Here is a 14208-nt window from a genome sequence, read left to right as displayed (position 1 = left end):
AGGCGTGATTGGCGTTCGCGGCGCGGTTCAGACCGCGGCGCGGGTTCGGAGGTCCGCCTGGAGCGTCAGCGTAGGACCGGCTGGCTGGATGGCCGAACGCTGGGCGTCAGCCGGCTGTGGTGGCGCGTCGAGACCGAGAGCGACTCGATTCGTCGCATTGTCCCCGACCTCGATGGTGTCCTGGTCGACGTCGACGACGTAGCTGTTGTCGTCGCTACTGTTCGTCGTCGTGTCGTCGTCCGAGTCACCTGGCGACCCGGGCGGGTCCGGATAGGTGACGGTCGTGTCGTAGGCGTCGAAGTGCAACACCACGAAGTCGGTGTCTTCGGAGTCGTGATTCAGCCTGACGACGATGATGGCGTCGTTCTCCCCGAGGTCGAACGTGCCCGTCGACTCGTCGATGAGGTCGAGTCCGGTCTGGCTCTCGTAGTTCGCGATGACGTCGCGGAACGGCGTCGAACTGTCCTTGTACCAGCCAGCCGTGAATTCGGAGGACGGCGGGACAGTCTCCCCGTCGACGTACGTCTCGTGGTACGTATCGGAGGTGTTAGACTGCGACTGGTAGTCCGGGTTCGTGCCGTTGATGCCGTCACAGGTGACGTGACCGTACTCCTCGCCGTCGTGGGTCACGTTCTTCCAGGACTCGGTCGTGTTCTCGCAGTTGTGCGAGGTCGCCGCGACGGAGAAGTAGTCACCGACGTCTATCGCGTCGATGTCGGCCGACTCGATGGTGTCGGTGCCGTCCGTCTCGACGCTGACGTTGTCGAGTTCGACCGACTGACCGCCGAAGTTCAGCGAGAGGCTGGTGTTCTTGTGCTCGATGAGCTTGACTTTCTCCTCGGTGACGTCGCCGGCGATCTGCCGGAAGGTCTCGTTGAGGTTCTCCGAGTCACCGACCTGCGAGAAGTTCCCGTCGGTGGCATCCGCCATCTTCTGCAGGAGGTCCTCGTCGGTGTTCCCCCCGAGACCGACCGTCTGTATCTCGATGTTGTCGGGGAGGTCTGCCGCCGCTTGCAAGACGTCGTCCTCGTCACCGTCCGGACGGCCGTCGGTGAGGAACACCATGACCTTCTTGTCGTTGTCTCCCTGCGCGAGTTCCTGTTCGGCTCGCTGGATCGCGTCCTCCATCGGAGTGCCACCCGACGACTGGAGGTTCAGGCTCGTGTTCGCACCGTCGAAGTCCGACCCGTGGGTATTGATGTCGTGGCGAACTTCGGCGTCCGGGTGGTTACTCGTGGTGAACGAGACGACACCGACCGCGTCGCCCTTGGACGCGTTCAACATCCCGATGAAGGACCGCATCGCGTCCTCGCGCTCGTCGTCCGGGTCGTTCCCGTAGCTGTAGCGTTCGTAGTAGTTCCAGTTCGACGAGCTGAACGTTTCGCCGGGATAGAACCACTTCGTGTCGTAACCCGGGTCGTCGATCTCCCACTCGTCTGGGTCCGGTTCGGTGGATACGAGCCAAACTTCACCTTCGTTTACCTGGTAGGTCTTGCTCACAGAGTCCGTCCGTCGCCGGACCTCTTCGACCGCGTCTCTGTCTCCACCGTTGTCCTTCCTGAAGTCGGCCTGTCGTCCCGGCCCCAGAACTTCCTGGTCAGGGTGCATATACTGGGGTTGTAAGTAGCGAACCTCCCATTGTTGCCCACTCGGGACCGTATCGAAGCCCCACTTGTGGTCTTCGGGGTGGACGTAAGACGCATTTTCGGGCGATTCCCACTCGCTCCACGGTCCATACGAACCAGTTGCTTCGTAGTCGCCATAATGAAGCTTATTGACCTCTGGACTCCCCATCGACCCGGAATCGTCGATGACGAACACCACGTCGAGCGGCTCGCGTTCACCGACTTCGACCGTCTTCTCTTCGATGTCCGCGACGACCGAGCCGATGACGTTGATGCGCGCTCTCGACTGGTTCACGACGAGTGCGTTCTTGGACTCGTCCTCGTCGACGCCGGCACAGCCGTTGTCGCCAGTGGCACCAGACGCGCCATCCGGACAGTCGTCGTAGTAGTCCGGAACGCCGTCGGCGTCGCCGTCGGCGACGTCATCGTCGGGGTCTGCCGAGTCCGGAATTCCGTCGCCGTCGGAGTCGAGGTTCCCGGTGCGGACGTTCTCGTCGAAGTGCAACTGTGCGCCCTTCTGGATGGCGGTCTCACCACCGACGATGGCACCGAACACTTCCGCGTGGTCGCCGGGCCAGTTCGCTTCGAGCGTCGCCGTTCCGGACGGACCGGGGGCGTAGACGACGCCAGTGTAACGTGAACCGGGCTCGAACGTCACGTCCGCGCCACCCCGGGCGAACGCCCAGAACTGGGTCGAGTCGTTCGTCGGTGTACTCCCCGTCCCGAAGGCCTTGACCGACCCGCCGACCGTGACGTCGTCCATCACGAACAGGCGGACCTGTCCTTCGCCCTCGACCTCGATGCGCCCTTGCACGTTCGCAGACTCGTTCACCGCGACGACGACGTCGCCGCCACTGGTGTCGAAGGTGACGGTCTCGCTCGCGTCGACGTCGAAGTTGTCGGCGAGATAGACGCCAGATTCGACCGTACCCGACTGGCGGACGGAGTCGGTGAAGCTCGCGTTGAACACGGGCGTCTCGGCGTTGTGGTTCGAGAGCGCGGCCGAGTCGACCGTGAACACGACTTCCTCGTCGATGGGTGCCAGCGCGTTGTCGTCGTAGTCGAAACCGGAGTACCACGACCCGGTTACCTCGTACTGCATCGGATTCGCTGGCGTGCTATTCGTCCCGTTGTAGGAGACGTTCCCGTCGATGAGGGTCGGGTCAGCCGCGTTCCCCTGGACGGTCACGTCGCCATCGACGGCGACGTCACCGCGAATCTCGACGCTCTGTCTGACCGTGATCGACCCGTCGTTCACGACGAGCGCCTCGGAACCGCTCTGGACCGGATGTGGGGCGACGTCGGAGTCGTAGCTGTCGACGAGCGTCTCGGAACCGACCGGTGCGGGTGAACTCTCGAAGACGATATCGGTCGTCCCGGTGCCCCAGAGCGCCGCTCTCACTTCGGCGTCTTCGACGACGAACTCGCCGGGGTATATCGCCTGACCCAGCGGGATAGTGTAGGAGACGGTACCGTTCGAGGGGTAGTAGTCGTGGTCGATGATGTAACCGTCGAACTCACTGCCCATGTAGCGGTTCCACGCCTCGCTGTACGAGGAGTTCTCGACGGTGACGGTTATGGTCCGAACGCGGTCGATGGTGTCGTTCTCTGAGACGGGGAGACAGAGGTCGCGCTCGAGCGCCAACCGTTCGCTCTCGTTGGTGGTCTTTCTCGCGTTGACTTCGCCATCGGAATCGATGTTCCCCTCGACGTTCACCACCGGGAAGTCGAGAGAGCGAATCGGCCGTGTCTCGTGCGAGGAGACACGGTACCGCAGACCCGGGGAGCTGACCATCACGGACCCCGAGCTGGTGTTCCTCCAGACACCACCGGCCTGGTAGGCGACGGACTCGCCCTCGTCGTTCTCGTAGATGACGGACCCGAGGTCCATCGTCGCCTCGCACTCCGCGTGCCCGTTAATCCGGAACGAGAGCGTTCCGTCGTCTCGAATCGACGCTGTTTGCGTGTTCTTGCCGCTGAGGTCGATCGAGCTCACGTCCCCGACGTTCTTGAACGAGAGCGTGCGTAACCGGGCACTTGCTTCCTCCAGCGTCAACTCGGCACTTCGAATCTCGCTCTGTTCCTGGACCGAATCCGTAATCGAAGCCGCGTTGAGAAGGATGAGGCCGGACGCGATGGCGACGAGGCCCATGAGGACGACGAGCCCGACGATGGGCGATACCCCTCGTGGCTCGTGTGTGGTTGGTGGTGGCGAAGTCATGGTTCTCCGTAGTGACTATGTTTACACAGCTTAACGTTGGATATAACTCTACTGGGAGCTTAACAAACGACAACCCCTCGAAATTTGGCTGTTAATTTTAACGATGCGATACTGAAAGAGGGCGACGGAGACGGCCTGCCGATATCATCGGCCACAAGTAATAAGTAATGGAATAAATGACGATTGCTAGTCAATTGTTCGAAAGTTCAGGATTCGTTTGAAGTGAATAAACTAAAATATTCAGATATTCGGCCGTTTTGAACAGAATAAACGATTCGATACCGGGACCATCGGATGGTTTCAGGAAGGGATACGGTCGGAGTCAGTCGGAGAGCGCAGTGGGTGGACCACCCGCCAGCGGCCCACGACCGTGTGGGGCTCGAAAGTCCGGGTCGGGGCCGACGGGAATCAGTCCGTTCGGGTTCACATCGCCGTGAGTCGTGTAGTAGTGTTCTTTGATGTGCGCCATGTTGACCGTCTCTGCGACGCCGGGTAGCTGGTAGAGTTCCCGGGTGTACCCCCAGAGGTGCTCGTAGTCCGTGACGTGTCGGACGTTACACTTGAAGTGGGTGTGATACACCTCGTCGAATCGGACGAGCGTGGTGAACAGACAGACGTCGGCGAGCGTCAGTCGGTCACCGACGAGATATCGCTGTTCTCCTAGCACCTCGTTCCAGTGGCCGAGTGCGTCGAACAGTTCCGTGACGGCCCGTTCGTGGGCGGGCTGACTCTCGGCGAACCCGGCTCTGTACACACCGTTGTTGATAGGTTCGTAGATCGCCTCGATGACCGAGTCGACCTCGTCTCGAAGCCCGTCCGGGTAGAGGTCGACGTCGTTCGAACCGACCTCGACCATCGTGTCCGCGAACATCTTGATTATCTCCTCGGATTCGTTGTTCACGATGGTCTCCTCGTGTCGGTCCCAGAGAACGGGGACAGTGACACGACCAGTGAACGAGTCGTCGGCCGCGGTGTACAGTTCGCGGAGATAGTCCGCACCGCGAATCGAGTCCGCCGTACAGTCGTCCTTCTCGGGCGTGAACTGCCAGCCGTCGGTGTCCCGGTACGGGTCGACGATGTCCATCGAGACGGCATCCTCCAGACCGAGGAGTCGACGGACTATCATCGCACGATGTGCCCAGGGGCACGCACGGGAGACGTACAGGTGATACCGTCCGGACTCCGGTTGGAACCGAGCGTCGTCGTCCGTGGAAATCCAGTCTCTGAACCTCGTCTCCTGTCGGTCGAACTCGCCGTCGTCGTTGGTGCTCTCGTACGCGTCGGTCCGCCACTCGCCATCGACGAGCATGTGCATGGTCACGCTACCGGGCAGCGACCATTAACCCCACCGCACCCCCGTGTTGCCTTCCGGTATCGATAACACCACCACGACACGCATTAATTACAAAATTTAAAGTAGTAATTATTATATCTAACGGAGAGATAGTACTACTCGAACATGGCTGTACTCAGGACGCTCCTCGGTGTGCTCATGCTGCTCGTACCGATGGTGGGATTCCTCGTCCTCGCCATCTGAACGCCATCGGGTCCGAACGCGCGACGCCCCACCTACGTCGGGCGCCAGTCGCCCTGGAACATGACCCGGAGGCCTGCCCTCGACGCGAGGTCTTCCAGTCGCTCTCGCTGTGACTCGACGTCGCCAGCCGTCCAGAGGAACGGGCCCGTGTCGAGTTTGACCGCTGGCCGCATCGGTTCCCCGTTGGGGTGGGTCGGTTCTCGGTGGAGGACGGCCACGTCGTCGTCGCCCGGACAGTATGGCAGTGAGATAGACCCGGTGAGTCGATGGTGCTCGATGAGGTAGTCGACGGTCTGGGCCATCGCACCCTCGACCGTCGAACTCCCGACCGCACCGACCGAGGTACGGTCCCGGAAGAACCGGGCGACGTACTCCCCATCGTCGGCAGCCGACGCGGATGTCACGGTTTCGACGCCAGCCTCGGTGGCAGGCCGCCCGTCGTCGCTTCGTCTCTCCTCCTGTCCAGCAGGCCCCGAGACGGAACCGCCACGTTCTTTCGATTCCTGTACGGCCGCGGTCTCCTCCGGTGGCTGCTGTTCCGGTGGGCTATCACCCGTCGGCCCGTCCGCACTGGTCGCATCGCGCCCCTCGTCGGGTCGGAACGACCGTGCCAGTCGGTCGACGAACTCCCTGGTCGCGGCCTCGATGTCGGCCGCCGCGGCACCATCTGTCGCCGCTTGCAGGTCGGCCACGAGCGACTCGACTAACTCCTCACCGGCAGCATCGAGGCGTTCCGCCGCAGTCGCTCGTTCGGCACGAGATCGTGCCCGCGCCCGTTCGAGCGCACTGGTCCGGGTGTAGTGGTCGAGCACTCGCGTGTTCTCGGGGAGTGCCGACAGGGTACAGTCGACCCACTCGTCGCGGCCACCTCGACGCCCGACGAAGGAGAACTGCCGACCGTTCGTGAGCACACCCCACGCAACGTCCATCACTGCCATCGCTTCCAGAAGCGTCTCCCTGTCCTCCGGGCCGAACGACGTCTCACAGGCCCCGGTCTGGACGAACACGGACGGTCGCCCGTCCGCGAGGAGCGCGTAGTCGACCGTCACTTCGGTCTCCGAAACGACGTATGCCGCCTCCACTTCTGGTGCTCTGACGTTCCAGCCGAGCACCTCCAGGAAGGGTTCGACAAGCCGAAGCTGGGTGTTTCGGAGCCCCAGCTCTGAGGAGGCCGCGACGACGTCGCTGGCTCGGTGGACGTACTCGGTGAGTTCCGCGGGACCCATCGTCAGCCCGTTCGTCGGTGACCCGCTTGTAGTTTATCACGGCCGAACCGTGGGGGCATCTTTTGCCGAAAGCGAAAACGGCCGTCAAGTTAAAGCCGGACGGTGAAGACGCCGGTTTCCCGGTTTTCACACCTGATAATCTCCGGTGTTGTTTTATATTCTGGTACCCACCGTTTCGAGCATATGCTGGGCCCGCTTCGTCGACTCATACCAAACTTTATTCGAAGAAGTTATGCGCTGAAATTCGGCATTGCGCTCCTCATAATGGGTCTGGCAGTCGGGGCGGTGGGGTTCGTCGCGACTGGCCAGATCACAGAAGAGGTCGAGAACAGTGTCAACGACCGACTGGAAGACCGCGCAGTTCAGGAGGCGCGGAACCTGCGACAGTGGGACGAACGGAACATCGTCATCACACAGAACATCGCGTTACGCCAGGAGGTCGAAAGCGGTAACGAATCCGCCATCGACGCGACGCTGGAGAGCCGGACACAGGTGTTACAGTTCGAACGTGGGGTCCGGGACATGTACTACGTGAAACTGCCCTCCAACACGGTGGCCGCGACCACGGCGAACCAGATGGAGGACGCAAAGCTCGGGCAGGTCCAGACACCCTGGGCGGGTAAACTCGCTGACAAAACCACGCTGGGGAGCGACTCCGGTGTCATCTACAGTTCCTACGAGGACCACGACGGGACGACCGTCGTCGCCTACGCCTTCCCGGTGAAAGCGAGCAGTGGCAGCGAGGTCATCGTCACCACCGTCGACGTGAAGAACTACGGACAGACGATGTCCGTCGAAGACGGCGAGACCACGATGATTCTCGGGCAGGAGAACCAGATCGTGTTCGCGAACACCGCCAACATGGAAGACGGCACGGTAATCGGGAACCAGTTCCCCGGCGCGAACTTCTATCAGCTCTCTCAGGCCGGGACTGGCGTCCAACAGTTCGACTCGTCGCCGGCACCTGTCGAGAGCACCGTCGAACAGCAGTACTCGGGCGAAGAGTACGTGACCAGTTACGCCAACGTCGAGGGCCGGAACATGGTCGTGACCGTGAGCGCCCCCACCTCCAACGTCTACGGTTTCGTGAACGACGTGAGCCAGTGGGGCCTGTACGCGACCCTCGCCGGGATGACGCTCATCGTTCTGGTCGGGACGGTCATCGGACGGAACACTGCGGCAGCCATCGACCGCCTCACCTCCAAGACCACGCAGATGGAGGAGGGGAACCTCAACGTCGACTTCGAGAACCACCGCATCGACAACATCGGCCGACTGTACGATGGGTTCGGCTCGATGCGTGACGCCCTCCGGGAACAGATTCAGGAGGCACGGGACGCCCGTGAACAGGCAGAACTCGCACGTGCCGAGGCGGAGCAGATGAACCGCCACCTCGAACGGAAGGCGGACGAGTACCGCGACGTGATGCAACACGTCTCCGACGGGGACATGACCCAGCGGATGAACGCCGAATCGGAGTCACAGGCGATGGCCGACATCGCCCGGGAGTTCAACACCATGATCGGCGAAATCGAAGAGACCACCGCCCAGCTCAAGAACTTCGCGAACGAGGTGGCGACGTCCTCCGAAGAGGTCACCGCGAGCTCCGAGGAGGTGCGGTCTGCCTCCGAGCAGGTCACGGAGTCCATCCAGGAGATTTCCGACGGTGCAGACCGCCAGAACGACAGTCTCCAGAAGGTCAGCCAGGAGATGTCCGGACTCTCGACCACCATCGAGGAGATAGCGTCCTCCTCGAACGAGGTGGCAGACCTGGCAGAGCGGACAGCAGAGACGGGGCGCAGTGGTCGTGAGGCCGCCCAGGAGGCAATCGACCGGATGCAGGCGCTGGAAGACAACCGTGGAATCGTCACCGACCAGATGGGCGACCTCGAAGACGAGATGGAACAGATCGACGAGCTGATCGACTTCATCTCCGAGATCGCAGAGCAGACCAACATGCTCGCGCTGAACGCCAACATCGAGGCGGCCCGCTCTGGTAGCTCCGGTGAAGGGTTCTCGGTCGTCGCACAGGAGGTCAAAGAGCTCGCAGAAGAGACCAAGGACGCGGCAGAAGACATCGAGAAGCGTCTCGAGACCATCCAGTCGAAGACCCGCCAGTCCGTCCGCTCCGTCGAAGGTGCGAGCGAACAGATATCCGCGACGACCGAAGCGGTCGAGGAGACCGTCACGGCACTCGACGAGATTGCCGGCTACGCGACCGAGACGAACACTGGTGTCCAGGAGATTTCGGCTGCGACCGAGGAACAGGCGGCCTCCACCGAGGAGGTCGTCGCGATGGTCGACGACGCTGCGACCATCTCCGAGGAGACCACGGCGGAGGCGGAGAACGTCGCCGCCGCTGCCGAAGAACAGACGACCGCACTCACCGAGGTCAGCAAGTCCGCGAGCGACCTCGCGAACCAGGCGTCTCGCCTCAGCGAGGCACTCGACCGCTTCGACACCGACGTCGACGACGTCTACGAGTTCGGGACCGGCGAAGCACTCTTCGAGGACGTGGAGACGCGTGACCCATCGGAGATTGCGGCCGCGACCGAAGCCGTCGGCGAGTTGACCGCGGGTGACACAGACCTCGACTTTGACGACCCCGAGATTCCCGCGGAATCGGCCCCAGAACCGGACGCCGGCGAACTGGGAATGGACGCGGTGGAACTGGAGGAACCGGCCGACGACACGACCGAGACGGCGGCCGGTGGTGGCCTCGGGTCCCCGGCGACGTTCGGAGACGAGACGACGCCGAGCGCCGACGCCGGTGCCGGACCGGCCGCCGACGAGGAGTTCGCACCGCTCGAAGACGGGACCTTCGTGCCCGTCGATGAGGACGACGAGGCAGTAGCGTCCGACGCACTCGGCGACGTCGACGACCTCGACGAAGTCGACCCGGACGACTACGACCTCGACGCCGCTGCTACCGCTGCCGACGATGCAGCCGAGGCGTCTGCCGACGTTGAATCGGCAGACCCGATACCCGACGAGCCGGACGAGGAGGACGAAGCGATACCCGAAGGTGCCACTGATTCGGACGCCACCGCGGCGGACGACCAGGAGGACGCACTCGGTCTCAGCTTCGGAGACGCAGAGCAGGCGGACGAACCCCCTGCCGACCCCGACGCCGACGATTCCGTCGACTATCAGGCGGACGTCGACCTCGGGTCGGACGCTGTCGGCCCGGCCGACGATGCAACGACCGGTGCCGACGAGGCAGTCGCTGCCGAACCCGAGCTCGACGAACTGGATGACCCCGCCGACTACGAGGCAGACATCGACCTGGGCTCCGACGCCGACGACGAGTTCGAGGGCTTCGAACCGTTCGAAGGTGGCGAAGAGGCGGACGATGCGGCAGGCGCGTCGACCGTCGACAGCGAGGTCGATGGCGACGCAGAACCGGAAGTCGGCGCGGGCGCGGAACCAGCAATCGACGCGGACACCGAACCGGAGGACGTCCCGGCACCCGAGGACGAAGTCACGTCGGGGGACGACACCGAACCCGAAGTGAAAGCGGAGACTGAAGAACGTGAACCAGACACCCAGGATGACCCCCTGGCAACCGACGATTCGGTGACCGACTTCGGGTCCGACGCCGACGCCGACGTCGCCAGTTCGGGCGATGACTGGGAGACCGTCGACGCCGAGGCCGACCCGGACGAGGGCGGCCCCGCGGAGGCATGGGACAGCTCGGACGATAGCGGCTCCTGGGCGGCTGACGAAGACTTCGAGGCCGAAGACGCTGGCGAGTCCGGGTGGGACGTCGACGAGTCCGCCGACACCGACTGGTCCAGCGACGAACCCGGTGACGGCGAGTGGGAGACTCACGAATCGCCCGAACCGACCGGTTCGAGCTGGGACGCCGACGAGGCACCCCCCGGCTGGGAGACCGACGACTCGATGGTGGACGAAGCGGCCGAGACGGACGTCACGGAGGACGCTGTCGAGCCCGGAACGGCGGACACCGCGGAGGACACCGATGTCGCCGCCGACACCGAGTCCACGACCGGCCTCTCGTTCGGAGCAGACGCAGAGGCAGACCAGGACACCACCGATATCGACCGTGAGCTAGACGAAGCACTCGACTTCGACGCGGACCCACTCGAATCGGGTTCCACGGACGACGACGCCGAATCCGAGACGAAAGAAGTCCCCGGGATGGAGGACATCGACTTCGGTGACGAGTCCGACGAGGAAGACCTCGAGGTCGAAGACGACACGAACGAGGACGACCTGTTCTCGTTCGCGCAGTCAGAACCGAACGACGACGAGTAACGCCGCCGGCAGACTTCGGCCCTTTTCGACGAACTCGACCTCGTACACTCGATATCTCGCTACCGCTCTCGGCATGGTGCACTCGAACGTGGGCAGGGTACGGGTCGTACTCGGATTGAAAGAACCGGTGCCGACTACTCTCGCTGGTAGATGCGGAGACGGCCGTCGAGGACGCTAAACGCCGACTTGAGCTGTGGCGGAATCGTCTCTGCTTTCCCGATGACGAGGTAGCCGTCGGGGCGCAGCGACCGGGCGATGGTCTCGAGGATGGGTCGTTTGTACTCGTTGTCGATGTAGATGAACAGGTTCCGACAGATGACCAGGTCGAACCCAGACTTCGCGCCGTCGTTGATGAGGTCGTGTTTGGCGAACGTGACGTGGCGCTTGACCCGGTCGGTCACCGTGAACTGGTTCTCGTGTTTGTCGACGTACGCGTGGAAGTTCGAGAGGAAACCGAGCTGGTCTTCGATGTCGACGGTCCGCGTACTCCGATAGACGCCCCTCTGTGCCGTCCGAAGGGCCTCGTCGTTGATGTCGGTCCCGTAGATGTGGAACTTCTCGGCGTCGACCCGCGGGTCGTCGAGGGCGAGCATCGCCAGTGAGTACGGTTCGCGTCCGTCCGCACAGGCGGCGGACCAGACGTGGACCCGGTCCTGTTCGGCCGAGAGGTCACGCAACACCGACCGGATTCCCTCCCAGACGTCGGGATTCCTGAAGAACCCCGTGACGTTGATAGAGAGTGCGTCGAGCAACTCGCCTGGCTCCTCCGTATCGTCCCTGAGGATGTCGAAGTACTCGTCGTAGTCCGCCGCGCCAGTCCGGCGCATCCGTGAGGAGAGCCGTCGCTTGAGGTAGCTGTCGTTGTAATGACTGGTCGCGAAGCCGATCTCGTCTTCGACGTAGGTGGCGACTCGGAGGAACGACTCCTCCTCTGTCACAGTTCCTCCGTCGCGTGCTCGCTATCCGCGGTCCGGATGCGAAGCGTGCCGGTCTGTACGTCGAACTCGACGGTCCGACCACGCTGGCCGCCCACGTCCTCTGCGATGATGGGAACGCCGAGTTTCCCGAGTTCCTCCTTGGCCGCCGCGACGTTCCGCTTGCCGACGCCCTCGCCGAAGGACTCGAACTGGAACATGTCACTGCCGCCAGCGATCTTCGCTTCGACCGAGGTGTAGGCTGCGCCCTTCTCGACCATCCGGCGGAGCATCGCGCGGATGGCCGTGTCAGCGTACTTGCCAGGCTGTGTGTCCGCGCCGTCGGCGGCGTCGCCGTCGGGGAGCATGACGTGGGCGAGCCCGCCGATGCGCGTGTCGGGGTCGTACAGGGCGATTGCCAGACACGACCCGAGGCCGTAGGACTTGAGCGTGTCGTCGGAGTCCTTGCCTCTGACGACGAACTCGGAGATGCCGACCTGGACCGGTTCTGGCGCGCCCGGTTCACTTCCGTACGTCTTCATGCGTTCTCCACTTCATCGATTGGGAAGTCTGCTTTCGTCTCGGCGTCCGCGATGCGCTCGATGTCGAGGTTGTTGAGCGCACGTTCGAGGTCTTCCTCGTCCGGAATCGCGTAGATCGAACAGTCGAACTCGCGGTCGTCGGCCTTGATGACCGTGTCGAAGACGAACGCGAAGTCCTGGTTCTCGCCGAGCTGGATGATGACCGGGTCGATGACCGCCGCGCCGAAGTCGTGGATGTACTGCGGCGGCGAGTGGTCGATGGTCGTATCCAGCACGTTCGCCCAGCCGTCGATGAACCCGGACGCCATGATGTTGCCGAGTTCCTTGATGGCACTCTTGCCGAGGGCACCGAACTCGTCGTCCGGTGGGTTCGGGACGGTCGCCTCGACGACTTCGCGGGCGGAGCGTTCGTCGAACAGGAACAGCAGGTAGCCAGACGGTGTCCCGTCGAGTTCGTGGGCGACCCCGACGAGCATCTCGTCGTCTATCTCCTGTGGAATCGCTTCGAGCGAGGCGAACTTCAGGCGCCGAATCTTCACGCTCGTCTCGATACCGGTGAGCGTGGTGATGTTCGAGGCGACCTCCTTGGCCCCCTGCTGGGCCATCTCGTCGAAGCCGGCGAGTTTGTCGTACTCGATGCCCCGGCTGTCGGGGTCACCGTGCTGTTCGAGGATGTCCGCCATCGACTCGCGCTGGGGAAACAGGTAGTGTTTGAACCCGATTTCGGTGTCGACGGCCTCTATCTGGCTCTGGAACAGCAGTGCGAGGTCGCCCTCGTCGGGTGCGGATTCCAGGTCACCGATGAACGGCTCTGCGGTCGTTCCCTCGATGAACTCGGGCGTCGACACGTCGATGACGGTGCCGAGCACGTCAGCCCAGCCGTCGATGAACCCGGCGTTCATGATCTGGCCGACCTCTGTCATCGCCGAGCGGTTCATGTCGTCGAAGCCGTCGGCGTTGGATTCCCCGACCAGCGTCTTGACGATACTGAGCGCAGCATCCCGCTCGAAGATGATGAGAGAGTGACCGTCGAGGCCGCCCGAGAGTTCGACACGGATACCCACCTTGGGCACGTCGTCTTCGAACTCGGTTCGAATCTCAGAGCCACGCATGAAGTTCAGCTTCGTGACGCCGACACGGGTGTCCACGTCGGTCATGCGCGTCAGGCGCCCCGCCGCGAGACCGGCACCTTCCCGAGCCATGTCGTAGAAGGTTCCGAGTGCGGTGATGTCCAGCTTCATGTCGGCCTGGCTTCGATGTTGTTGACCATCTCCACGAACTCTTCGAGGTTCGGGAAGGCGTAAATCTCGGCGTTGATGTCGTAACTCGGCACGGTCAGGTTAGAGTCGAAAAAGAGCGCGAGGTCCTCGCCGCCGAGGCCCGCGGTCCGTTCGACGATCTCACCGGCCGGTGCGTACACCAGTTGCGGTGTCGCGATGTCGATGGTGCGACCGAGCACGTCCGCCCAGCCGTCGATGAAGCCCGACGCCATCATGTTGCCGAGCTCTTCGACAGCCGAGCGAGCCATCTCGCCCGACACCTGGGACATGTCGTCGACCATGTCCGAGAGCATGAGCGCGGTTATCTTCTTCGCGCTGGACTCCGGGAACAGGATGAGGATGTGCCCGTGTGGGGGCTCCATCAATCGCACCCGGACACCGACTCGTTTGCCGGCGTCCAGTTGCTTCTTGATGTCCTGGATGTCGATGAAGTTCGTCTTCGTCACCTCCATCCTGGCGTCCTCGCCTGTCAGTTTACTCATGTTGTCGGCGACCCCGTTGGTGCCGACTTTCGCCATCTCGTTGATGAAACTCAGCTTCCGAATGTCGACCATCAGACTCATGATTGCCTCCTGTGTTTTCGTC

At 62.8% G+C, this 14208-nt stretch carries 7 protein-coding genes and 1 pseudogene; 1 reads left to right on the top strand and 7 read right to left on the bottom strand.

Annotated elements, in window-relative coordinates:
* Positions 1–27 precede the first annotated feature (27 nt).
* The 3 genes from ACSC1R_RS12850 to ACSC1R_RS12840 form a co-directional block, all read right to left on the bottom strand.
* Positions 28–3846, bottom strand: coding sequence for a vWA domain-containing protein (locus tag ACSC1R_RS12850; protein WP_439026132.1), 3819 nt, complete (start codon positions 3844–3846; stop codon positions 28–30).
* A gap of 322 nt (positions 3847–4168) precedes the next feature.
* On the bottom strand, positions 4169–5161 hold the full coding sequence (locus ACSC1R_RS12845; protein ID WP_439026131.1) for a glutathione S-transferase family protein: 993 nt from the start codon (positions 5159–5161) through the stop codon (positions 4169–4171).
* Between the two features lie 254 nt (positions 5162–5415).
* Complete coding sequence (locus ACSC1R_RS12840) at positions 5416–6609, bottom strand: hypothetical protein (RefSeq protein WP_439026130.1); 1194 nt, start codon at positions 6607–6609, stop codon at positions 5416–5418.
* A gap of 1161 nt (positions 6610–7770) precedes the next feature.
* On the opposite strand from ACSC1R_RS12840, the pseudogene ACSC1R_RS12835 reads away from it, so the two are divergent.
* Positions 7771–8958 (top strand): annotated as a pseudogene (locus ACSC1R_RS12835) (methyl-accepting chemotaxis protein); the annotation flags it as partial.
* Positions 8959–11021: 2063 nt separating this feature from the next.
* Here ACSC1R_RS12835 and ACSC1R_RS12830 read toward each other — a convergent pair.
* The 4 genes from ACSC1R_RS12830 to ACSC1R_RS12815 are packed head-to-tail and all read right to left on the bottom strand — an operon-like array spanning position 11022 to position 14186.
* A complete protein-coding gene (locus ACSC1R_RS12830; protein ID WP_439026129.1) occupies positions 11022–11825 on the bottom strand; it encodes a CheR family methyltransferase in 804 nt (267 codons plus the stop codon).
* Positions 11822–12343 carry a chemotaxis protein CheD gene (locus ACSC1R_RS12825; RefSeq protein ID WP_439026128.1) on the bottom strand — a complete coding sequence of 174 codons (522 nt, stop codon included), beginning with the start codon at positions 12341–12343 and terminating at the stop codon, positions 11822–11824. Before ACSC1R_RS12825 ends, ACSC1R_RS12830 begins: the two co-directional genes overlap by 4 nt.
* Positions 12340–13584 carry a chemotaxis protein CheC gene (locus ACSC1R_RS12820; RefSeq protein WP_439026127.1) on the bottom strand — a complete coding sequence of 415 codons (1245 nt, stop codon included), beginning with the start codon at positions 13582–13584 and terminating at the stop codon, positions 12340–12342. Before ACSC1R_RS12820 ends, ACSC1R_RS12825 begins: the two co-directional genes overlap by 4 nt.
* A complete protein-coding gene (locus tag ACSC1R_RS12815; protein ID WP_368408714.1) occupies positions 13581–14186 on the bottom strand; it encodes a chemotaxis protein CheC in 606 nt (201 codons plus the stop codon). Before ACSC1R_RS12815 ends, ACSC1R_RS12820 begins: the two co-directional genes overlap by 4 nt.
* Positions 14187–14208 lie beyond the last annotated feature (22 nt).

It is taken from the genome of Haloarchaeobius ordinarius, assembly GCF_051801355.1.
In the GTDB taxonomy this organism is placed as follows: domain Archaea; phylum Halobacteriota; class Halobacteria; order Halobacteriales; family Natrialbaceae; genus Haloarchaeobius.
The sequence above is the reverse complement of the archived record's forward strand: the minus strand, read 5'-3'. Positions and strand labels throughout refer to the sequence as shown.